At 60.8% G+C, this 20,166-nt stretch carries 21 protein-coding genes; 12 read left to right on the plus strand and 9 right to left on the minus strand.

The features are described 5' to 3' along the window. The 8 genes from WAO69_RS07835 to WAO69_RS07870 all read left to right on the plus strand — a co-directional run. Positions 1 to 281: GNAT family N-acetyltransferase (locus WAO69_RS07835; protein WP_422177758.1), on the plus strand; the 281-nt coding region annotated here is incomplete at its 5' end. Positions 282 to 432: 151 nt separating this feature from the next. Then, on the plus strand, positions 433 to 1,428 hold the full coding sequence (locus tag WAO69_RS07840; protein WP_422177760.1) for a BMP family lipoprotein: 996 nt from the start codon (positions 433 to 435) through the stop codon (positions 1,426 to 1,428). 9 nt (positions 1,429 to 1,437) lie between these two features. Continuing rightward, a complete protein-coding gene (locus tag WAO69_RS07845) occupies positions 1,438 to 3,003 on the plus strand; it encodes an ABC transporter ATP-binding protein (protein ID WP_422177762.1) in 1,566 nt (521 codons plus the stop codon). Further along, positions 3,003 to 4,097: an ABC transporter permease gene (locus tag WAO69_RS07850; protein WP_422177764.1), complete on the plus strand. Its 1,095-nt coding sequence runs from the start codon at positions 3,003 to 3,005 to the stop codon at positions 4,095 to 4,097. The genes WAO69_RS07845 and WAO69_RS07850 overlap by 1 nt, the downstream gene beginning before the upstream one ends. Further along, positions 4,097 to 5,062 carry an ABC transporter permease gene (locus WAO69_RS07855; RefSeq protein ID WP_422177889.1) on the plus strand — a complete coding sequence of 322 codons (966 nt, stop codon included), beginning with the start codon at positions 4,097 to 4,099 and terminating at the stop codon, positions 5,060 to 5,062. The genes WAO69_RS07850 and WAO69_RS07855 overlap by 1 nt, the downstream gene beginning before the upstream one ends. Positions 5,063 to 5,184: 122 nt before the next feature. Next, on the plus strand, positions 5,185 to 6,111 hold the full coding sequence (locus WAO69_RS07860) for a sulfite exporter TauE/SafE family protein (protein WP_422177766.1): 927 nt from the start codon (positions 5,185 to 5,187) through the stop codon (positions 6,109 to 6,111). Continuing rightward, entirely contained in the window at positions 6,111 to 6,869 is a 759-nt protein-coding gene (locus WAO69_RS07865) for a TIGR02186 family protein (protein ID WP_422177768.1), read from the plus strand. Before WAO69_RS07860 ends, WAO69_RS07865 begins: the two co-directional genes overlap by 1 nt. A 222-nt stretch (positions 6,870 to 7,091) precedes the next feature. Beyond that, the gene (locus WAO69_RS07870; protein WP_422177770.1) at positions 7,092 to 7,298 is read left to right on the plus strand and encodes a cold-shock protein; all 207 of its coding nucleotides are present in this window, start codon (positions 7,092 to 7,094) and stop codon (positions 7,296 to 7,298) included. A 74-nt stretch (positions 7,299 to 7,372) separates the two neighbouring features. Here the strand turns inward: WAO69_RS07870 and WAO69_RS07875 are convergent, their stop codons facing one another. The 6 genes from WAO69_RS07875 to WAO69_RS07900 form a co-directional block, all read right to left on the minus strand. Next, positions 7,373 to 8,086, minus strand: a complete 714-nt coding sequence (locus WAO69_RS07875; RefSeq protein ID WP_422177772.1) for an SDR family oxidoreductase — start codon at positions 8,084 to 8,086, stop codon at positions 7,373 to 7,375. Further along, positions 8,083 to 9,612: an ATP-dependent DNA helicase gene (locus WAO69_RS07880; protein ID WP_422177774.1), complete on the minus strand. Its 1,530-nt coding sequence runs from the start codon at positions 9,610 to 9,612 to the stop codon at positions 8,083 to 8,085. The genes WAO69_RS07875 and WAO69_RS07880 overlap by 4 nt, the downstream gene beginning before the upstream one ends. Positions 9,613 to 9,654: 42 nt before the next feature. Then, positions 9,655 to 10,293 carry an acyl-homoserine-lactone synthase gene (locus tag WAO69_RS07885; protein WP_422177776.1) on the minus strand — a complete coding sequence of 213 codons (639 nt, stop codon included), beginning with the start codon at positions 10,291 to 10,293 and terminating at the stop codon, positions 9,655 to 9,657. Between the two features lie 98 nt (positions 10,294 to 10,391). Next, entirely contained in the window at positions 10,392 to 11,111 is a 720-nt protein-coding gene (locus WAO69_RS07890; protein WP_422177778.1) for a helix-turn-helix transcriptional regulator, read from the minus strand. 371 nt (positions 11,112 to 11,482) lie between these two features. Beyond that, entirely contained in the window at positions 11,483 to 12,763 is a 1,281-nt protein-coding gene (ccrA, locus tag WAO69_RS07895) for a crotonyl-CoA carboxylase/reductase (protein WP_422177780.1), read from the minus strand. Positions 12,764 to 12,875: 112 nt separating this feature from the next. Continuing rightward, positions 12,876 to 14,288 (minus strand): 1-acyl-sn-glycerol-3-phosphate acyltransferase, encoded by a 1,413-nt coding sequence (locus WAO69_RS07900; RefSeq protein ID WP_422177782.1) that lies wholly within the window; start codon positions 14,286 to 14,288, stop codon positions 12,876 to 12,878. 68 nt (positions 14,289 to 14,356) lie between these two features. On the opposite strand from WAO69_RS07900, the gene WAO69_RS07905 reads away from it, so the two are divergent. The 4 genes from WAO69_RS07905 (at position 14,357) to deoD (ending at position 18,256) form a co-directional block, all read left to right on the plus strand. Continuing rightward, positions 14,357 to 14,956: a GNAT family N-acetyltransferase gene (locus WAO69_RS07905; RefSeq protein WP_422177784.1), complete on the plus strand. Its 600-nt coding sequence runs from the start codon at positions 14,357 to 14,359 to the stop codon at positions 14,954 to 14,956. Positions 14,957 to 15,049: 93 nt separating this feature from the next. Beyond that, the gene (locus WAO69_RS07910; protein ID WP_422177891.1) at positions 15,050 to 17,020 is read left to right on the plus strand and encodes a methylmalonyl-CoA mutase family protein; all 1,971 of its coding nucleotides are present in this window, start codon (positions 15,050 to 15,052) and stop codon (positions 17,018 to 17,020) included. Positions 17,021 to 17,131: 111 nt separating this feature from the next. Continuing rightward, on the plus strand, positions 17,132 to 17,482 hold the full coding sequence (locus WAO69_RS07915; RefSeq protein ID WP_422177786.1) for an H-NS family nucleoid-associated regulatory protein: 351 nt from the start codon (positions 17,132 to 17,134) through the stop codon (positions 17,480 to 17,482). 69 nt (positions 17,483 to 17,551) lie between these two features. After that, on the plus strand, positions 17,552 to 18,256 hold the full coding sequence (gene deoD / locus WAO69_RS07920; protein WP_422177789.1) for a purine-nucleoside phosphorylase: 705 nt from the start codon (positions 17,552 to 17,554) through the stop codon (positions 18,254 to 18,256). Between the two features lie 66 nt (positions 18,257 to 18,322). On the opposite strand, the gene WAO69_RS07925 is transcribed toward deoD, so the two are convergent. From WAO69_RS07925 to WAO69_RS07935, 3 genes are read right to left on the minus strand one after another with little or no spacing between them, the layout of a single operon-like run. Further along, a complete protein-coding gene (locus WAO69_RS07925) occupies positions 18,323 to 19,168 on the minus strand; it encodes an urea carboxylase-associated family protein (protein ID WP_422177791.1) in 846 nt (281 codons plus the stop codon). Between the two features lie 11 nt (positions 19,169 to 19,179). Beyond that, positions 19,180 to 19,392: a hypothetical protein gene (locus WAO69_RS07930; protein WP_422177793.1), complete on the minus strand. Its 213-nt coding sequence runs from the start codon at positions 19,390 to 19,392 to the stop codon at positions 19,180 to 19,182. A gap of 51 nt (positions 19,393 to 19,443) precedes the next feature. Continuing rightward, positions 19,444 to 20,160: a ZIP family metal transporter gene (locus tag WAO69_RS07935; protein WP_422177795.1), complete on the minus strand. Its 717-nt coding sequence runs from the start codon at positions 20,158 to 20,160 to the stop codon at positions 19,444 to 19,446. Positions 20,161 to 20,166 lie beyond the last annotated feature (6 nt).

Genomic DNA, 20,166 nt, shown 5'->3' on the forward strand with positions numbered 1-20,166 from the left:
GCGTCGTGCTGGATGAGGCCGAACTGTTGACCATTGCCACCCATCCGGATGCTCACCGACAGGGGCTGGCGCGCGCGCTGATGGACACATGGCAGACCGAGGCCGCACGGCGCGGTGCCCGGCGCGCGTTTCTGGAGGTCGCGCTGGACAATGACGCCGCCCGCGCGCTTTATGCCAGCTGCGGATACATCCGCACCGGTCTGCGGCCGGCCTATTATCCGCGCACAGGTGCGCGCGCTGCCGATGCCGTGATCATGGCCTGCGATCTGACCCAAGGTTAACATCTCGTTTCGCAAGCCTGATCTCAAGAATCGGTTGACCCTCGGCCCTGCCTGCGGCCTTATTTATAACGATCTACTCCGATCCGAGATGACCCATGGGTTGCGCCGGCCAAGGCTGCGGCCCCAATCAGAACCAACTGGGAGACTATTTATGACCTTCATGAAGAAAATCATGGGTGCCACAGCGGCCATCGCCCTGAGCGCAGGAGCAGCCGCCGCCGAGCCTGCCCTGATCTTTGACCTGGGTGGCAAGTTCGACAAATCCTTCAACGAAGCCGCCTTCAACGGCGCGCAGCGTTGGGCCAATGAAACCGGCAACAGCTTTCGCGATATCGAACTGCAATCCGAAGCCCAGCGCGAACAGGCGCTGCGCCGCTTTGCTGAATCCGGCTCCAACCCGATCGTGATGGCAGGCTTTGCCTTTGCCGATGCCTTGGGTCAGGTGGCGGGCGATTATCCCGATACGTCTTTCGTGATCATCGACATGGTCGTGGATGCGCCCAACGTGCGCTCGGTCGTGTTCAACGAGCATGAGGGCTCGTATCTTGTGGGCATGATGGCGGCGATGGCGTCGAAATCCAACACTGTCGGCTTTATCGGCGGCATGGACATCCCGCTGATCCGCAAATTCGCCTGTGGCTATGCCCAGGGTGTCAAAGCGGTGAACCCCGATGCGACCGTGATCGCCAATATGACAGGCACCACTCCGGCGGCCTGGAATGATCCGGTCAAGGGCTCGGAACTGACCAAGGCGCAGATATCTCAGGGTGCAGACGTGGTCTATGCGGCCGCTGGCGGCACCGGCGTGGGTGTACTGCAAACCGCAGCCGACGAAGGCATCCTGTCGATCGGCGTGGACAGCAACCAGAACTATCTGCACCCCGGCAAAGTCCTGACCTCGATGCTGAAGCGCGTGGATAACGCGGTTTTCGAAGCCTTCACCGATGGCCCCGGTCTTGAGACCGGCTTTCGCGTGATGGGTCTGGCCAATGGCGGCGTCGGCTATGCCATGGACGAATTCAACAAGGACCTCGTGGACGCGAACATGCAGAACGCCGTCGAGAACGCATCAAAGAAGATCGCGGCAGGCGACCTCACCGTGCATGACTATATGTCCGATGACAGCTGCCCGGTACTGACGTTCTAAGTCACGGATATGAAAGCGCAAAATCAAACGGAGCGGCAGGCGACTGCCGCTCCGGCCATTGAACTCAAAGGCATCTCCAAGGCCTTTGGGGCCGTTCAGGCGAACAAGGACATCTCGATCAGCGTGACCCCCGGCACGATCCACGGGATCATCGGCGAGAACGGCGCGGGCAAATCCACGCTGATGAGCATCCTTTATGGATTTTACAAAGCCGACGCGGGTGAGATTTTCATCGCCGGCAAAAAGACCGAGATTCCCGACAGCCAGGCCGCGATTGCCGCGGGCATCGGCATGGTCTTTCAGCATTTCAAGCTGGTGGAAAACTTCACCGTTCTGGAAAACATCATTCTTGGCGCCGAAGAGGGCCGCCTGCTGGCCCCCTCGCTGTCAAAGGCGCGCAGGGAGCTTGTGGCGCTGGAACAGGAATACGGGCTGCAGGTGGACCCGGACGCGGTGATCCAGGACCTGGGTGTGGGCAAGCAGCAGCGCGTCGAGATCCTTAAGGCGCTTTACCGCCAGGCCGATATCCTCATCCTTGACGAACCGACCGGCGTGCTGACCCCGGCCGAGGCCGATCAGCTGTTTCGCATCCTGCATCGTCTGCGCGAAGAAGGCAAAACCATCATCCTGATCACCCACAAGCTGCGCGAGATCATGGAGATCACCGATACGGTCAGCGTCATGCGGCGCGGCGAGATGGTGGGCCATGTGAAAACCGACCAGACCAGCCCCGAAGAACTGGCCGAACTCATGGTGGGGCGCAAGGTCCTGTTGCGGGTCGACAAGGCCCCCGCCCGCCCCGGTGGTGCCGTGCTTGAGGTTGAAAACCTGCGCGTCGTGGACGAGGCCGGGGTCGAGCGTGTCAAAGGCATAAATCTGACCGTGCGCGCGGGAGAGATTCTGGGCATCGCCGGAGTCGCCGGGAATGGACAATCGGAATTGCTGCAGGTTCTGGGTGGGATGCATCCGGGCATGGGCACGATCCGGGTGAACGGTCAGGCTCTGGATCTCACCGGGCGCGGCTCGGACGGGCAATCGCGGCGCGCGCGCGGCATTGCCCATGTGCCCGAGGATCGCCAGCGCGAGGGGCTGATCATGGAGTATCACGCCTGGGAGAACGTCGCCTTCGGCTATCACCATGATCCGCGCTATCAGCGCAACCGGTTGCTGATGGACAATGCGGCCCTGCGCGCCGACACAGAAGCCAAGATGAAGACCTTTGACGTGCGCCCGCCCGACCCATGGCTGAAGGCCAAGAATTTTTCCGGCGGCAATCAGCAGAAGATCGTCGTGGCCCGCGAGATCGAACGCAACCCGGATCTGTTGCTGGTGGGTCAGCCGACGCGTGGCGTGGATATCGGTGCGATCGAATTCATCCACCAGCAGATCGTGAGCCTGCGCGATCAGGGCAAGGCGATCCTTCTGGTTTCGGTCGAACTGGAAGAGATCTTTTCGCTGTCCGACCGGATCGCGGTGATGTTCGACGGTCATATCATGGGCGAACGCCTGCCCGATCAGACCGATGAAAAAGAGCTGGGCCTGCTGATGGCCGGGGTCAGCGGAGAGGCCGCCTGATGGAAAAGATGCCGCATTGGGCCGATGTGATCCTGATCCCGCTGATCTCGTTGCTGCTGGCGGCACTCCTGTCGGCCCTGGTGATCCTGGCGATTGGCGAAGATCCGGTGGCGGCGGTCAAGCTGATGGTGCAGGGCGCGCTGGGCTCGACCTATGGTTGGGGCTATACGCTGTATTACGCCACGAATTTCATGTTCACCGGGCTGGCCGTGGCCGTGGCCTTCCATGCCAGGCTGTTCAATATAGGCGGCGAGGGACAGGCCATGCTGGGCGGCCTTGGCGTGGCTCTGGTCTGCCTGATGATCCCCTGGCCGCATTGGTCCATGGCGCTGATCGCGGCGATTGCAGGATCCATGGCATTCGGAGCGCTCTGGGCGGCGGTGCCGGCCTGGCTGCAGGCCAAGCGCGGCAGCCATATCGTGATCACAACCATCATGTTCAATTTCATCGCAGCGGCGGTTCTGAACTATGTTCTGGTCAATGTACTGCGCCCGGACGGGTCGATGGATCCGGCCACCGCACGGTTCCCCGAGACCGTTCATCTGCCCACGCTGCATGACATGCTGGCCCCGTTCGGCATCGAGTTTTCGCGCGCGGCACCTGCGAACATCAGCCTGCTGGTCGCGATTGCGGCCTGCGTCATTGTCTGGCTGCTGATCTGGCGCACGCGGCTGGGATATGAAATCCGCGCCTATGGGCATTCGGAAACCGGCGCTTTGTATGCCGGGATCTCGCCGGTGAAGATCACCATGATCGCCATGCTGATCTCGGGCGGGCTGGCCGGGATGATGGCGATCAACAACGTCATGGGCGAGGCCGAACGGCTGGTGCTGAACGCGACCGAAGGCGCGGGCTTCATCGGCATCGCCGTGGCCCTGATGGGGCGCAGCCATCCCTTCGGCGTGTTCCTGGCGGCAATCCTGTTCGGGTTCCTCTATCAGGGCGGTGCCGAACTGGCGCTTTGGACCTCGATCCCGCGTGAACTTATCGTGGTCATTCAGGCGCTGGTGATCCTGTTCACCGGGGCTTTGGACAACATGGTGCGCATGCCGCTGGAAAAACTGTTCCTGCGGCTGAACCGGGGGCGCGGATGATGGATTTCATCACGATCATCCAGATCCTTGATTCCACCGTTCGGCTGGCCACACCCTTGTTGCTGGCTTGTCTTGCCGGGCTTTATTCGGAAAGGGCGGGGATTTTCGACATCGGGCTGGAAGGCAAGATGCTGATGTCGGCGTTTTTCTCGGCGGCCGTGGCGGCCATGACCGGGTCGGTCTGGCTGGGGCTGCTGGCGGGGATTGCATCCTCTCTGGTGCTGAGCGGGTTGCACGGGCTGGCCTCGATCACCTTCAGGGGCAATCAGCTGATTTCCGGAGTCGCGATCAACTTTCTGGCGGCGGGCATGACCGTGCTGATCGCACAGGACTGGTTCAGCCAGGGCGGGCGCACGCCGTCTCTGGTGGGCGGCGCACGGTTCAACCCGATCGAGCTGCCCTTTGCCGAAGCGCTTGCCCCCGTGCCGATCCTGGGTCCGATCTATGCCGAGTTGCTCTCGGGGCATTCGATCCTTGTCTATATCGCGCTGCTGGCGGTGCCGGGGACATGGTGGCTGCTGTATCGCACGCGCTTTGGTCTGCGCCTGCGCGCGGTGGGTGAAAACCCCGCAGCGGTGGATACCGCGGGCGTCAGCGTGGTCGGGTTGCGCTTTGCCGCGGTGGCGATTTGCGGTGTGCTGTGCGGGATTGCCGGAGCCTATCTGGCAACCGCACTGCAGGCCGGGTTCGTCAAGGACATGACCGCCGGGCGCGGCTTCATCGCGCTGGCGGCCCTGATCTTTGCCAAGTGGCGTCCCTGGCATGCGCTCTGGGCCTGCCTTCTGTTCGGGTTCCTGCAGGCTATCGCGCTGCGCTATCAGAACATCGACCTCGGAGCCTTTGTGGTGCCGGTGCAGGTGATGGATGCGCTGCCCTATATTCTGACTGTGGTGATCCTTGCCGGCTTTGTCGGCAAGGCGATCCCGCCGCGCGCGGGCGGAGAGCCATATGTCAAGGAACGCTGAAATCCGTGCGTGCCGCAAGGGAATGCAGATTGCAAACCGTTCCGAAATGTCGCAGGTGAACACCTACCCATAGTCAGTCGCTTTTCGTACACACATTAAGCGTTTGTAAAGGACATCGCCCCATGTTGATCTACCTGCCCATTGCAGAGGTGTCGGTGAACGCCTTTGTGCTGCTGGGCCTGGGTGGGCTTGTGGGCGTGTTGTCGGGCATGTTCGGCGTGGGCGGCGGGTTTCTGATGACGCCGCTTTTGTTCTTCATCGGCATCCCTCCGGCTGTGGCCGTTGCGACCGAGGCCAACCAGATCGTTGCCTCGTCCTTTTCGGGTGTTCTGGCCCATCTCAGGCGCAAGACCGTTGATCTCAAGATGGGCGTTGTGCTGCTGGTCGGCGGCCTGTTCGGTGCCGCGCTTGGCGTGTTGGTGTTCAACTATCTCAAGGCGCTGGGTCAGGTCGATCTGCTGGTCAAGCTTTGCTATGTCGTGTTCCTGGGCGTGATCGGCGCGCTGATGTTCGTTGAAAGCCTGAACGCGATCCGCAAATCCCGCGCCCGCGGCGGAGCCCCTGCCCCGCGCCGCAAGCAGCGCGGCTGGATCCATGCCCTGCCGTTCAAGATGCGGTTTCGCACATCGGGGCTGTATATCTCGGTCATTCCGCCGCTCATGGTCGGTCTTCTGGTGGGTGTGCTTGCCGCGATCATGGGGGTCGGCGGCGGGTTCATCATGGTGCCCGCGATGATCTATCTGCTGGGGATGCCCACCAAGGTCGTGGTGGGGACATCGCTGTTCCAGATCATTTTCGTGACCGCCTTCACCACCATGCTGCATGCCACGACGAACTTTACCGTGGATATCGTGCTGGCGGTTCTGCTGCTGATCGGTGGCGTCATCGGGGCGCAGATCGGCGCGCAGATCGGCGTCAAGCTGAAGGCCGAACAGTTGCGCATCCTGCTGGCGATCATGGTTCTGGCGGTCTGTGGCAAGCTGGCGATGGATCTGTTGCTGATGCCAAGCGAGCTGTATTCGCTGGGCAGCCCCGGGGGCGGTCACTGATGCGCTTCTGGCTGGCTCTCTGCGTGATCCTTGCCCCTCTGAGCGTCTGGGCCGAAGAGGTCGTGCTGGGCCTGTCGCGCGACCAGGTGTCGATCACCACAAGGTTCGAAGGCTCAGACATCCTGATCTTTGGCGCGGTCAAACGCGAAAAGCCGATTCCGGAGGGTCCCGAACTGGATGTGATCGTGACCGTCGAAGGACCCTCTGAAGCGGTCATGGTGCGCCGCAAGGAAAACCGCTTTGGCATCTGGGTGAACACCGATGCCGTCGAAGTGGACAAGGCCCCCAGCTTTTACGCGGTGGCCTCGTCCGGCCCGCTGAGCAGCGTGTTGTCCGATACCGAAGACCTGCGCCACAAGATCAGCATCAGCCGGGCCATCCGCTCGGTCGGGGCACCGATGAATATCCAGGATTCCGAAAGCTTTACCGAAGCGCTGATCCGGATCCGCAAGGCCAACCAGCTGTATCAGGAGCTTGAAAGCCATGTGGCCGTGGATCAGCAGACCTTGTTTCGCACCTCGATCCGTCTGCCGGCCAACCTGACCGAGGGCGATTACGTCACGCGCATTTTCCTCGCACGCGATGGCGCGGTGGTGTCGGAACTGGATACCACGATCAATGTGCGCAAGGTGGGGCTGGAACGCTGGCTGTTCACCCTCTCTCGCCAGCAGCCGTTGCTCTATGGGCTGATGTCGCTGGCCATTGCCATTGCCGCCGGCTGGGGTGCCTCGGCGGCCTTCCGCATGGTGCGCGGCTGAGCGCAAAACGGTGCTTGCCGGCCCCGCACGCCCGGCCCTGTCCGAAATATCATTTGCCCGCCAAAGCGTTTGAACCTTGTTTATGAGAGCGCGGCACACTAAGTGAGGGGTGCGACGTTACCTTCATCGACGATTCTGCTCCTAACGGCTCAGCGTTTGCGATCTTGCAATGACCTAGCCGTACTGCCGCATTCCGTGGGCAGATTTTAAAGGAGAACGACAATGGCCAATGGCACTGTCAAATGGTTTAACACCACAAAAGGTTTTGGATTTATCGCCCCCGAAGGCGGAAGCAAGGACGTGTTCGTACACATCTCTGCGGTCGAGCGTGCGGGCCTGACCGGTCTTGCAGACGATCAAAAAGTGACCTTCGACATCGAATCCGGCCGTGATGGCCGCGAGAGCGCGGCCAATCTGCAACTGGCCTGAGCCTCATCCCCGCAAGGGGTGTCGAGCTTGAAAATCCGGACGGGCGTATCTGCAAGGATGCGCCCGTTTTCCGTTCAGCCCCGGCCGACAAAGGGCATCTTGGTGGCGATCACGGTCATGCTTTGCACATTTGCCGAAAGCGGGAGCCGGGCCATATGCAGTACCGATTGAGCCGCATGGATCACATCCATGGTCTCCATCGCGGGGTTTTGCGCCTTGAGATCGGTGATGATCTGGCTTTCGGCATTGCCAATGTCGATCTGCCCGCAGGCGATATCAAAGGGCCGCCCGTCCAGTGACAGCGACTTGGTCAGGCCGGTGATCGCGTGTTTGGTGGTGGTATAGCACACCGCCCCTTCGCGCGGGCTATGTGCCGAGATCGACCCGTTGTTGATGATGCGCCCGCCTTGAGGATCTTGCGCGCGCATGCGCCCAAAGGCAAGGCGCGCGGTGATGAACATGCCCGTGAGATTGACCGCAAGGACCTTGTGCCAATCCTCCAGCGCAAGTTCGTCAATCGGGGCCATCGGGCCGAACATCCCGGCATTGTTGAAGACCGCATCCAGATGCGGCGCGTCCTGAGCAAAGCGGCTGAAGGCCTGTTCCATCGCATCCGCATCGGTCACATCCGCAGGCAGGATGGTGGCGTTGTCATGGCCGGCGGCGACCTCTTCCAAAAGCTCGGCGCGGCGCGCGACCAGACCGACCCGCCAGCCTTCCTGCAGGAACAGCGTGGCGGTGGCGCGTCCGATGCCCGAACTGGCACCAGTGATCAGGATGGATTTCATTGGACTTCGTTCTCCAGTGTCAACGGGGCAACAGGAACCGAGCGCAGATCATCCACGCGCAGATCATGGGTGGGTTTGGACAGACGATTGCGCACCACCCAGATCAGGCGGTCCTGTGCGCGGGTGATGGCGACATAGGCCAGGCGTTTCCACAGAGGCTGCCCGGCTTCGGTGCGGCCCATGCGGGCGGCGACAAAGATATCGGGCGCAAAGACCTGCACCGTGTCCCATTGCGACCCCTGCGCCTTGTGGATCGTGACCGCCGCACCGTGCAGAAAGGTCGCCCCCATCCGCGCGGCAAAGGGAATGAAGGGCTCTTCCTCGTCGGGTTTTTCAATTTTCACGATCGAGGCCGCGGACACCCGGGGATCTTCGGCTCCGATCACATGCAGGCGCGAAAAGCCCGGTTTGTTCCCGGGGCCAAGATAAACGACCTGCGCACCCTTGATCAGGCCGCGCGCTTCCAGATCCAGCCGTTTCTTGCGGTGCTTCAGCGGCAGTTCGATCCCGTCGCAGATCAGCGGCTCGCCTGCCATCAACTCGGTCTCGGGCGCACCGTGGACGGCGCGAAAGGCATTGATCAGCCGGATGCGCGTGGCATTGCGCCAGACCAGCACCGGAGAACGGGCCATGAGATCGACTTCGACCCGCTGGCCCCAGACCACGCGCTCATCCTGCGCGGCCTTTTGCTCGACCATCCTCTCGAAATCCTGAAATTCAAGCTGGGGATCCGCCAGCGCATGGGCCAGATCAAGAATGGGGTTATCCTGTGTCTGGCGGTGAATGCGGCTGAGCGTGAGTTTGCGATCCTCCTTGAGGCTTTCAAACACCATCGAGCCGGATTGATTGACCGGGGCAAGCTGCGCCGGGTCGCCAAACAGCAGCAGGTTAGGGAAAATCTCCTGCAGGTCCTGGAACTGCTTTTCATCCAGCATCGACGCTTCGTCGACAAAACCGATATCCAGCGGTTCTTCGCGCCGTTTCCAGCCGGTGATGAAATCCGAGCCGCGCAGACCGGCGGCCGCCAATGCGCCGGGGATGGATTTGTTGGTGTCAAAAAATGCGTGCGCGCGATCCAGTGCCAGATCGGTCAGACCCTCGATCTCCGGGCGCTCGCCCTGCCCGGCCAGCCATTGGGCGATGCGCTCGTACTCCGGATCATAAACCGGCGTATAGAGGATACGGTGGATCGTGGTCGCAGGAACGCCGCGCAAGCGCAGCACCGATGCGGCCTTGTTGGTAGGCGCAAGGATGGCAAGCGTGCGGCGATCCTTGCGTTTGCGCCCCTCGTAATCGCCGGAAACCACGTCGACCCCGGCACCAAGCAGCGCCTTGTAAAGTTCCGCCAGAAGCAGGGTCTTGCCCGATCCAGCCTTGCCGATCACCGCCAGGACCCCCGCGCCCGCATCGCGCGGCGGGGTCAGCAGAGCGTCGTCCAGATCAACGCCGGCACTGCGCAGCATCTCAGCCACGCTGTCAAAGGCCTGGGCCTGATCATCAGAGAACGTCAACGCGGGTTCGGACATGGGCGCGACCCTACAGCCGCACCCGTCCGGGGGCCAGAGGTGTCAGGCGCTCAGGGCCACCTTGGAGCGGGTTTCCTCGCCAAAGGCGCGCCGGAACCAAAGCTGGGAAAGTTCCGGGGATATTCCGGCCCGTCTGGCCACGCGCGCCTGCGCGGTGGCGTCGAACTCCCAGATGCCCACACTGATCCGATCGCGGCCTTCGCCTTCGCTGCCCAGAATTTCAGGCCAGGAGCCGATGGCGCGATAGATGCGCTCCATCCGGCGGTCAAAGACGCCGGCGAAATGGCAGATGCCAAAGCCCCGCATGATCTCGCCCCCGCCCAGCATGAGGGCAGCCGCCGCGCGCGGACCTGCGTTGCGGGCAAGACAAAAGCGGGTGCATTCCCAGATCAGCGGGCTCTGGATCGGCCCGCCTCCGGTGAGATGGCCGAAGATATCGTTCACCATCACCGGCCCGGTGGTCGGCAGGAACCGCATTGATCCGCCATGGCCCCCGCCCGGCGTTTCCCAGATCACATAGAGCGGATCAAGCGCATCATACTGATCGCGCTCTTCGCCATTTGCATCGATCTGCACATCCCAGCCCAACCGGGTCGAAAACTGATCCGCACGATCGCGGAACATGGCACCTGCGAGTTTCGGGAAATGGTGAAGATCGTGACCATAGATATAGCGCAACATGCAAAGCCCCTGTCAGCCTGTGAGGCGACAAGGGCTATCGGGCCATGGTTAAGGTGCTCTGACAGGACCGTGCAAGGACAGTTAAGGGCGGATGAACGTCACAGCACGATCAGCCCGCGGCTGAGCGCGCGCGCGACCGCATGCGTGGTGTTGAGCGCGCCCAGCTTGAAGCGCGCGCTTTCGATATAGACGCGCAGCGTATGTTCCGAGATCGACAGCGAATTGGCGACCTGCGCGCGGTTATAGCCAAGGGCCAGCATCGTCATCGCATCCACTTCACGCGGAGAAAGAGGTTGGGCCGGATCGGGGTGGCGGTCCGGCTCGAACTCCAGCGCCTTTTGATTGAAGTAATGACCGATCAGGATCAGGTTGCGGCTGTTGGCCTCGATGAAGCGCGCCCAGGCGTCGTCATCACAGCAGTCATTGCAGGTATACAGCGCGAATTGCCCGTTGGGGCCGCGAATGGGGACAGAAAAGCCCTGGTTGCCCACGCCATATTCCCGGGCTTCGGCCAGAAAGGCGCGTGCGGCCTTGCTTGACCAGTCCAGACGCTTCCAGTCAACCGGGTGGAAATGTTGGTAGCAGCCCTGAATGACAGGATCGATCCGCAGGTAATTCTGTTCAAGATACCGCTGCCGCCAGGCGTCGGAATAGGTACCGCAGCCATATTGCTCACCGGCTGAATCCACCCAGTGATAAACCATGTGCTTGATATCAAACAGATCGCGCAGGGCCACCGAAGCCCGGTGCATGCCTTCCAGCTTATCGGTGGCTTCCAAATCCCTCAGGATTGCGTCCAGCTGCGATTGCTTTTCCATAGAGCTGCGCCGGGGCCCTTTCCTGATGTGACGCGATTTCCGCTGCGGCGATCAGGCCCGCATCGTCCAGATGCGCAGCCAGAGCAGCCAGATCATTTTCCTGAGCGAATGATCGAAGATCTGACAATACGTCCAGCACCCACTCATGTAACATGGATTTATCCCTTTAAAGTGGTTAACAAATCGTTAACACAACTCTAGCACGATTCTGGTATATTGTTGAATTCGCTGCTTTTCACTCCCCAGAAATAGTGGGGTCGCGGGTTTGCAACGCTTTGAACAGGCAAAACAAGGTCCCCGAAAACGCAAAACGCCCGCGAATCAGCCAAGCGATTCGCGGGCGCGCCGACGGGGCGGACCCCGTGGAGTGTTCAGGCGTTCAGAACGTCTTCGAAGGTGCGCAACCCGGTTCTGGGGGACTGCACCAGGACGGCCATATTGCCGGGCTTGTGCTCATTGCGCAGCATTTTCATATGCGCCATGGGCAGATCGGCCCAGGTGAACACTTCGGACATGCACGGATCCAGACGGCGCTCCAGCATCAGCTGGTTGGCGGCACTGGCCTGTTTGAGATGGGCAAAGTGGCTGCCCTGAAGGCGCTTTTGGTGCATCCACATATAGCGGACGTCAAACGTGCAGTTGAACCCGGTGGTTCCCGCGCAGATCACCACCATGCCGCCCTTCTTGCATACGAAGGTCGAGACCGGGAATGTGCTTTCTCCGGGATGTTCGAACACCATGTCGACATTCACGCCCTTGCCGGTGATGTCCCAGATGGCCTTGCCGAACTTGCGGGTTTCGGCGAACCATTCGGCATATTCCGGCGTATTCACCGTGGGCATCTGGCCCCAGCAATTGAAATCCTTGCGGTTCAGAACGCCCTTGGCACCCAGCCCCATGACGAAATCGCGTTTGCTTTCATCCGAGATTACGCCGATGGCATTGGCACCTGCGGTATTGATCAGCTGGATCGCGTAGGAGCCCAGACCACCCGATGCGCCCCAGACCAGAACGTTCTGGCCGGGTTTGAGATCATGCGGCGCATGGCCGAACAACATCCGATAGGCGGTGGCCAGCGTCAGCGTATAGCACGCGCTTTCCTCCCATGTCAGATGCTTGGGGCGCGGCATGAGCTGCTGGCTTTGCACCACGCTGAATTGCGCGAATGAACCGTCCGCGGTCTCATAACCCCAGATGCGCTGGCTGGGCGAATACATCGGGTCGCCGCCGTTGCATTCCTCGTCATCGCCATCGTCCTGGTTGCAATGCACCACGACCTCGTCGCCGACTTTCCAGCGCTTGACCTTGGCACCCACCGCCCAGACGATCCCGGCGGCATCCGAACCGACAATGGCATAGGGCGCGCGGTGACCATCAAAGACCGACACGGGCTGGCCAAGGCAGGCCCAGACCCCGTTGTAATTCACACCGGCCGCCATGACCAGGATCAGCACATCCTGGTCGCCGATCTCGGGCACATCCACGACTTCAAGCTGCAGCGCCGTGTCGGGGTTGCCATGACGCTCGCGGCGCAGAACCCAGGCATGCATCTGAGCGGGCACATAGCCCATCGGAGGCATCTCTCCCATATCGTAGAGATCCTTCTCGGGGGCTTCGTATTGAGCGATACCGCCATCCTGATCCAAGGCCATCAGCGCCTCCTTCATATCCAAGCTGTGCCGCGATGCGGAATCGCAGCTTTACGGGAATGGGATAGGAGGCGCAGCGCAATATTGCAACCTTGAAACCTGTCTTTTTGTAATTTTATAACCCTGCAGGCGCAGAAATTTCCTTTGCAGACGCAGAATCTTTTCGATTCTTGCTTTGGAACAAATGCCGGATGGAATTGGCATAGAACCGGCAGACCTCTTCCTCGTCGGGGTTGAGGCGGTATTGCTCGCCCTCTGCGATCAGGATGCCGCGCTGGCAAAGCTGGCGCAGACCGGTTTCGGCCGCATAATCGCGGTTGTTGCGCGGCAGGTGGATATGGGCGTTTGGCACTGTGTCCATCAACGCCGTAAAGGCCAGTTCCACCTCAGCCCGGCTGCGCGCGACGCCGTCCTGCATGATCCAGGCGGTCATGGGAACCGGCAACACCGGGACAACCTCGCCGATCCGCTTCATCAACTCGCGCCCCAGCGGCACGGTGAGGTCGCCCTGTTTGCCCGCCGAGAACGCCTTGAGCGACATCGGCGCACCAAAGCTGACCGCAGCATATCCGAACTTGTGATACCGCCCGGTCGCACGCAGCCAGATCTGTTTGAACGACTTGGCCGCGATCATCCCGATCGAGGCGTCAAACCGGCGCCGGGGATGATGCACGGCGGCCAGCAGGATGCGATCCTCAAGCACGCGGTCATAATTCAGCGCCACGGGGACAAAGACCACATCGCGCGTGTCCGGTCCGACACCGTCCGCTATGTATTTCAACAAACCCAGCTTGGGTGTCATCAGCTTGCCCGTAAGGCTCAGCCCGCCTTCGGGAAACATCGCCTGGGTGACCCCGGCTTCGGTGGCCAGACGCACATAGCGCGCCAGAACCGTGCGATAGAGATCATTGCGCGACTTGCGGCGGATGAAATACGCCCCCATGGCCCGGATCAGCCCGCTCAGCGGCCAGACCCGCGCCCACTCGCCCACCGCATAGGACAGAGCCGAGCGTTCGGCGGCCAGATAGGTGACCAGCACATAATCCATGTTGCTGCGATGGTTCATGACAAAGACCACGGTCGCCTCGGGGTCGATCGCCTTGAGCGCCTCTTCGTCGTGATGGCCAAGGCGCACGCGATAAAAGGCATTCGACAGAAACCGCGCAAGGCGAATGGCAAAGCCGAAATAGGCCGATGCCGAAAAGGACGGCACGATTTCGCGCGCATAGCGGCGCGCCTGCTCGAAGGCGACGTTATCGGGGATGCCCTGCTCCTGGGCATGTTTGACAATGGCCGAGGTGACCTCGGGATCATAGATCAACCGCTGGATCATGTCATAGCGCCGGGCCAGCTTGAACGGCTGGATCGGACGTTCCAACCGTTCGTTCAGACGGGAGACCGCCTTTTCCAACCGTCGCCGAAAGAACCAGCGCACGGACGGAAACAGAAAATGCGAAGCAAAGGTGACCACCGCAAACAGCAGGATCAGCACAAAAAGCCAGAGCGGTAGTTCCACGGTCGATGTCATGGTCAGACCCTTGCAGCAAAGCGTCGACAGGTAAATATGACATATCGGCAACCGGTACAGGGCAGATCATGCAGGAATGGACCATTCAAACCGGGATTCCGGTCGATCAGATTGATCGCGCCGCCAAGCTGTATTGGCAGGCGTTCGAAGGAAAGCTGGGTCGACTGATGGGGCCAGCGGATCGGGCTCATGGTTTTTTCCGAGAGGTGATGGACCCGCGATATGCTCTCAGCGCAGTGGATGAGAATGGCACGCTGATCGGGCTGGCGGGCTATAAGACCAGCGCGGGGAGCATGGTTGGCGGAAACCTGTCCGATCTGGCGCGCAGCTATGGCTGGTTCGGGGCCCTTTGGCGGGGTTTGCTGCTGTCGGCACTTGAGCGCGACATCGAAGACGGCGTGTTGCTGATGGACGGCATCTGTGTTGCGCCCGAAGGCCGGGGCCGCGGTGTGGGCACAGCCCTGCTGAGTGCGATCAAACAACAGGCCGTGGATCAGGGCGCAAAGGCCGTGCGGCTGGATGTGATCGATACCAACCCCCGGGCACGCCGCCTTTACGAGCGTGAGGGGTTTGTCGCCGTGGGCGAAAGCCAGACCGGGCCGCTGAAATGGGTTTTCGGATTTTCCAAAGCGACCGGCTTGCGTTTCCAGATCGGGCAAGCCCCGTAAATTGCCGCGTTGCGGCGAATTGACTTTGCCATAATCTTTCAAGTATCAGGCCCTAGACGCAATAAAATTGCCCACCCTGATTCACGAGGTTGCCTGATGACTGACGCGCAAAAAGATCGCCCCTGGCTGATCCGCACCTATGCCGGACATTCCACGGCCAAGGCGTCCAACGCGCTGTATCGCGGCAATCTGGCCAAAGGTCAGACCGGTCTGTCCGTTGCCTTCGATCTGCCCACGCAGACGGGCTATGACAGCGATCATGTGCTGTCGCGCGGCGAAGTGGGCAAGGTCGGCGTGCCGATCTGCCACTTGGGCGACATGCGCAGCCTGTTCGACGAGATTCCGCTGGAACAGATGAACACCTCGATGACGATCAACGCGACGGCGCCCTGGCTTCTGGCACTGTATATCGCGGTGGCCGAGGAACAGGGCGCGGATGTCACACAATTGCAGGGCACGGTGCAAAATGACCTGATCAAGGAATACCTGTCGCGTGGCACCTATATCTGCCCGCCCAAACCGTCGCTGAAGATGATCGCGGATGTGGCCGAGTATTGCTATACCAGTATCCCGAAATGGAACCCGATGAACGTGTGTTCCTATCACCTGCAGGAAGCCGGCGCGACACCCGAACAGGAACTGGCCTTTGCATTGGCCACGGCGCAGGCGGTTCTGGATGAATTGCGCCCGCGTGTCCCAGCCGAGGATTTCCCGGTTCTGGTTGGACGGATTTCGTTTTTCGTCAATGCCGGCATTCGTTTCATAACCGAGATGTGCAAGATGCGCGCCTTCGTCGATCTCTGGGATGAGATCTGCGAGGAACGCTATGGGGTCAGCGATCCCAAGATGCGCCGCTTCCGATATGGGGTTCAGGTCAACTCGCTGGGCCTGACCGAGCAGCAACCGGAAAACAACGTCTATCGCATTCTGATTGAAATGCTGGCGGTGACCCTGTCCAAGAAGGCGCGCGCCCGTGCCGTGCAACTGCCTGCATGGAACGAGGCACTGGGCCTGCCGCGCCCCTGGGATCAGCAATGGTCGATGCGGATGCAACAGATCCTGGCCTATGAAACCGATCTTCTGGAATATGGCGATCTGTTTGACGGAAACCCGGTTGTCGATGCCAAGGTCGAGGAATTGAAAAACGGCGCGCGCGCCGAATTGGCGAATCTCGAGACCATGGGCGGTGCGGTGCAATCCATCGAATACATGAAGTCCCGTCTTGTGGATTCCAATGCGGACCGGTTGAACCGGATCGAGGCCGGCCAGACGGTCGTGGTCGGCGTGAACAAATACACCACGACTGAACCCTCGCCTTTGCAGACCGAAGACGGCGGCATCATGGTTGTGGATCCGGCGGTGGAACAGGAACAGATCGACCGCCTGAACACCTGGCGCGCCGAACGCGACGGCGCGGCGGTCGCGGCGGCTCTGGCGGCTTTGCGCGACGCCTCGCAAAAGGGCGAGAACATCATGCCGGCCTCGATCGCGGCCGCGCGTGCCGGTGTGACCACGGGCGAATGGGCCGAGGAAATGCGCCGCGTCCATGGCACCTATCGCGGACCCACCGGAGTTTCCGGATCCGTGTCCAACAAGACCGAAGGTCTGGAGCACATCCGCGAGGCCGTGGATGCAGTCAGCGACAAACTGGGGCGGCGTCTGAAATTCCTTGTGGGCAAACCGGGGCTGGATGGACATTCCAACGGTGCTGAACAAATCGCATTCCGCGCGCGCGATTGCGGCATGGACATCAGCTATGAGGGTATTCGCCTCACGCCGGATGAAATCGTGGCCGCCGCTCTCGAGGATGACGCCCATGTGGTGGGTCTGTCTATCCTGTCGGGCAGCCATATGCCTCTGGTCGAGGACCTGCTGAAAAAGTTGGATGCGGCCGGTCTGGGCCATGTGCCCCTGATCGTTGGCGGTATTATTCCCGATGATGACGCACGGCGCCTGTTGAAAATGGGTGTTGCGAAAGTCTATACGCCGAAAGACTTTGAATTGAACGCCATCATGATGGATATCGTCGCGCTGGCTGACCCAAAGGCAATTGCCGCGCAATAGGTTGCCAATCAGATCTGACACAAAATAGTTCACGCAAGGGACTGTAAGTCCCCGAATTTCATCTGTATTTTCTTTGTTGTTTCGCGAAAGCCGCAAAAAGGAAAATCCAAGATGGCGATCGATCTATCCGGAATGAATCGAAAAGAGCTTGAAAAGCTCAAGTCGGACGTTGAAAAGGCCCTGATCTCGGCACAAGCCCGCGATTTGCGCGCAGCCAAGAAAGCAGCTGAAAAAGCTGCCGCTGAATTCGGCTTTTCACTGGGTGAAATATCCGGCGGTGACAGCGCTGCGGAAAAACCAAAGCGCGCCTATAAAAAGCGCAAACCTTCCAAAGGCACTGGCGTTGCGAAGTACCGCAACCCCGACGATGCCAAGCAGACATGGACCGGCAAGGGGCGTCAGCCCAATTGGTTCAAGACCGCGATGGAAAAAGGCATCGATCCCGCGACGATGGAAATCTGATACGCGATCGGATTGCGTGACCCCGGCTGTTCGCAGATAAAGGCGGACAAGACAAAAAGGGAGTCACGCATGACGATCCATATCGGTGCTGAAAAGGGCCAGATCGCGCCCACGGTCTTGATGCCGGGCGATCCATATCGCGCGCGATGGGCGGCCCAGACCTTTCTGGATGCACCTGAACTGGTGAATGAAACCCGCGGCATGCTGGGCTATACCGGGACCTGGAAGGGACATCCTGTCACCATTCAGGGATCGGGCATGGGCATGCCATCCCTGTCGATTTACGCCAATGAACTGATCCGCGATTTTGATGCGCAGACGCTGATCCGAATTGGGTCCTGCGGGGGTATGCAGCCGCATGTGAAGCTGCGCGATATCATTGTGGCGATGACGGCCAGCTCGATCAGCACGCCGTCTTCCGGCATTTTCCGGGAATTCAATTACGCGCCAACTGCAGATTGGGGGCTTTTGCGCGCGGCTGTTGCGGCCTGTGAAGCGAACTCCATTCAGCCTCATGTGGGCGCGATCTATTCCTCGGATGTGTTTTACGATGAACGCCCTGATCTGAACGCCGAAATGGTGCGTCACGGTATTCTGGGCGTCGAAATGGAGGCTGCGGAGCTTTATACGCTGGCCGCGCGCTATAACCGTCGCGCCCTGGCGGTGCTGACTGTTTCGGACCATCTTGGCACGGGCGAGGCCCTGCCCTCGGAGGATCGCGAGAAAAGCTTCGCAGATATGGTTGAAATCGCCCTGAGCGCCGCATTCGCCTGACGCGCCGGCATCCCAAAGCAAGACGCAGGATTGTGCAGCACAAGGCTTTGCCAGAAGCCGCCCCTGCTATTGGCCATGGGTGCCGATATATGCGTTGCGCTCCGGAGAACTCCACCCCGCGAGCGCCCCATCCGCCGGGGCGAAGACCTCGACCAGAAGCGGGTGGCAGGCAGCCGCATCCGAGGAATGTTGCGCCGAACAATCCCCACCGGGACAGGCGCTGAGATTGCCCAGCAGATCAATCTCGGCGAAGAATTCAATGTAATCGCCGGGCCGCACCGGGCTGGCCTTCATGAAATACTGGCCCGTATCCCGGGTGAATCCGGTGCACATGAAGACGTTCAGCACATCATGCACCAAGGGCTCGGCCTGGGCGCGCGTGACCCCCATATGATCGGCCAAGGCCCGCGTCAGGTTCGAATGGCAGCAATGGTGATACTGTCCGCCGCTCAGAAGAGTATTGGTATAGGGATCACAGCGTGTGCCGATCACATCATGGACAGAGCCACCAAATGCGTCGATCCCGTACCAGCCCAGCGTATCTTCGGTAATCGTGGCCATGGGGCGCAGATGCGGAAAGCTGGACCACATCCTCTCGCCGGTGGTGAGATGGGTGCCGTGCAAGGCACGGGATTTTCCGGAATAGAACCGCTCTGAAAGATCGTGCAGATGATGCAGGTTCAGATCGCCGACCTGCGGCCCCTCGACCGAGCGGATGCGAAAAAACTGGCCGGCCCTGACCGTGAAAACCCGCGCCTCGCGCGCAGGCACCAGCACCTCGTCGACCTTCTGTGCACCGGCGCGCGCCGCAGCATAAAGCACCATGTCGGGTTGGGGCAATGTCTCGTTGGGATAGCAGATCACGGGGCGCACGGCGCGGCGGGTGTCGGCATCTGCCGGGGCCTTGGTCATCTTGGTCTCCTTCAGCCGCGTTTGTTGGGGTCGCGGCACATGTCGGGATCGCCTTTGGCGGCACGATAGACCTCGGCTCCGCAGGCCATGCATTGATGTTTCCGCAAGCTGCCGCGATTGCCCGAGCGTTCTTCACGCCAGCGGCACGCGCGGGTGGCGCGGCGCGACCGGGTCATGATCACGACAATGACAAAAGCAATGAGCAGGCCAAGAAGAATATGCATGGCTCACTCTTAGCGCCTTGCCACACCGCGTTCCAGCATTTGCCTGCGCGTTCAGATCAGAAGATCGCCTGCCAACCCCAGAGTGAACCCCGCCACTGCGCCGAAGGGCGGCAACCAGGATGCCTCAAGGCGCACCTCGGGAGCGATATCCTGAAACATCAGATACACGATACCGCCCGAAGACAGCATCATGATCGCCCCCAGCGCCGGATCCGCCGACGCAGGCAGCGACATTCCGATCAGGGCGGCAATCGGGCCAAGCGGCACAAGGCAGACAAAGAACACCAACAGCTTCTTGCCCGACGTACCATTCGGATGCAGCATTTCACCCATCGCGTTGAACCCCTCGGGCAGGTTCTGCAATCCGATCAGCAGCGCCACCAGCAAAGCGGTATCAAACTGCCCCGTGGCCAAGGCTCCCAGAGCCATGGCCTCGGGCAGGTAATCCATCATCATCGCCAGAAACTGCGCGCCCGGCCCCTCGCGCGCAGCCAGCCAGATATCGGTCACCGCAAAGATCAGACTGCCAGCACAGAACCAGAGCAGCGCCGGTACCGGCTGCAGCCGCTCCGAGCCCTCGGGCAAGAGCACCAGAGCCACTGCCGCCAGCAAGGCCCCGGCCCCGAACGCAACCACGCCATGACGCAATTCGCTGCGCATCCACTCGGGGACAAGGTGGGATTGCCACAGCGCAAGGGCCGCACCAATGGGAATGGTCGCACCGGCCAGACCGGCCAGGATCAGGACCAGAACCACATCAGAGGGCATGTCCCT

Source organism: Aestuariivita sp. (assembly GCF_049276915.1).
Classification (GTDB): Bacteria; Pseudomonadota; Alphaproteobacteria; order Rhodobacterales; family Rhodobacteraceae; genus Aestuariivita.

Bases quoted from the DNA above. Each gene is read 5' to 3' on its own strand.
- WAO69_RS07935 (WP_422177795.1), bottom strand. From the start codon at position 20,160: ATGCCCTCTGATGTGGTTCTGGTCCTGATCCTGGCCGGTCTGGCCGGT.
- WAO69_RS07930 (WP_422177793.1), bottom strand. From the start codon at position 19,392: ATGCATATTCTTCTTGGCCTGCTCATTGCTTTTGTCATTGTCGTGATC.
- WAO69_RS07885 (WP_422177776.1), bottom strand. From the start codon at position 10,293: ATGTTGCGCTATATCTATGGTCACGATCTTCACCATTTCCCGAAACTC.
- ccrA (WP_422177780.1), bottom strand. From the start codon at position 12,763: ATGGCCTTGGATCAGGATGGCGGTATCGCTCAATACGAAGCCCCCGAG.
- WAO69_RS07870 (WP_422177770.1), top strand. From the start codon at position 7,092: ATGGCCAATGGCACTGTCAAATGGTTTAACACCACAAAAGGTTTTGGA.
- WAO69_RS07925 (WP_422177791.1), bottom strand. From the start codon at position 19,168: ATGACCAAGGCCCCGGCAGATGCCGACACCCGCCGCGCCGTGCGCCCC.
- WAO69_RS07875 (WP_422177772.1), bottom strand. From the start codon at position 8,086: ATGAAATCCATCCTGATCACTGGTGCCAGTTCGGGCATCGGACGCGCC.
- WAO69_RS07845 (WP_422177762.1), top strand. From the start codon at position 1,438: ATGAAAGCGCAAAATCAAACGGAGCGGCAGGCGACTGCCGCTCCGGCC.
- WAO69_RS07850 (WP_422177764.1), top strand. From the start codon at position 3,003: ATGGAAAAGATGCCGCATTGGGCCGATGTGATCCTGATCCCGCTGATC.
- WAO69_RS07915 (WP_422177786.1), top strand. From the start codon at position 17,132: ATGGCGATCGATCTATCCGGAATGAATCGAAAAGAGCTTGAAAAGCTC.
- WAO69_RS07905 (WP_422177784.1), top strand. From the start codon at position 14,357: ATGCAGGAATGGACCATTCAAACCGGGATTCCGGTCGATCAGATTGAT.
- WAO69_RS07900 (WP_422177782.1), bottom strand. From the start codon at position 14,288: ATGACATCGACCGTGGAACTACCGCTCTGGCTTTTTGTGCTGATCCTG.
- WAO69_RS07860 (WP_422177766.1), top strand. From the start codon at position 5,185: ATGTTGATCTACCTGCCCATTGCAGAGGTGTCGGTGAACGCCTTTGTG.
- WAO69_RS07855 (WP_422177889.1), top strand. From the start codon at position 4,097: ATGGATTTCATCACGATCATCCAGATCCTTGATTCCACCGTTCGGCTG.
- WAO69_RS07865 (WP_422177768.1), top strand. From the start codon at position 6,111: ATGCGCTTCTGGCTGGCTCTCTGCGTGATCCTTGCCCCTCTGAGCGTC.
- WAO69_RS07890 (WP_422177778.1), bottom strand. From the start codon at position 11,111: ATGGAAAAGCAATCGCAGCTGGACGCAATCCTGAGGGATTTGGAAGCC.
- WAO69_RS07840 (WP_422177760.1), top strand. From the start codon at position 433: ATGACCTTCATGAAGAAAATCATGGGTGCCACAGCGGCCATCGCCCTG.
- deoD (WP_422177789.1), top strand. From the start codon at position 17,552: ATGACGATCCATATCGGTGCTGAAAAGGGCCAGATCGCGCCCACGGTC.
- WAO69_RS07880 (WP_422177774.1), bottom strand. From the start codon at position 9,612: ATGTCCGAACCCGCGTTGACGTTCTCTGATGATCAGGCCCAGGCCTTT.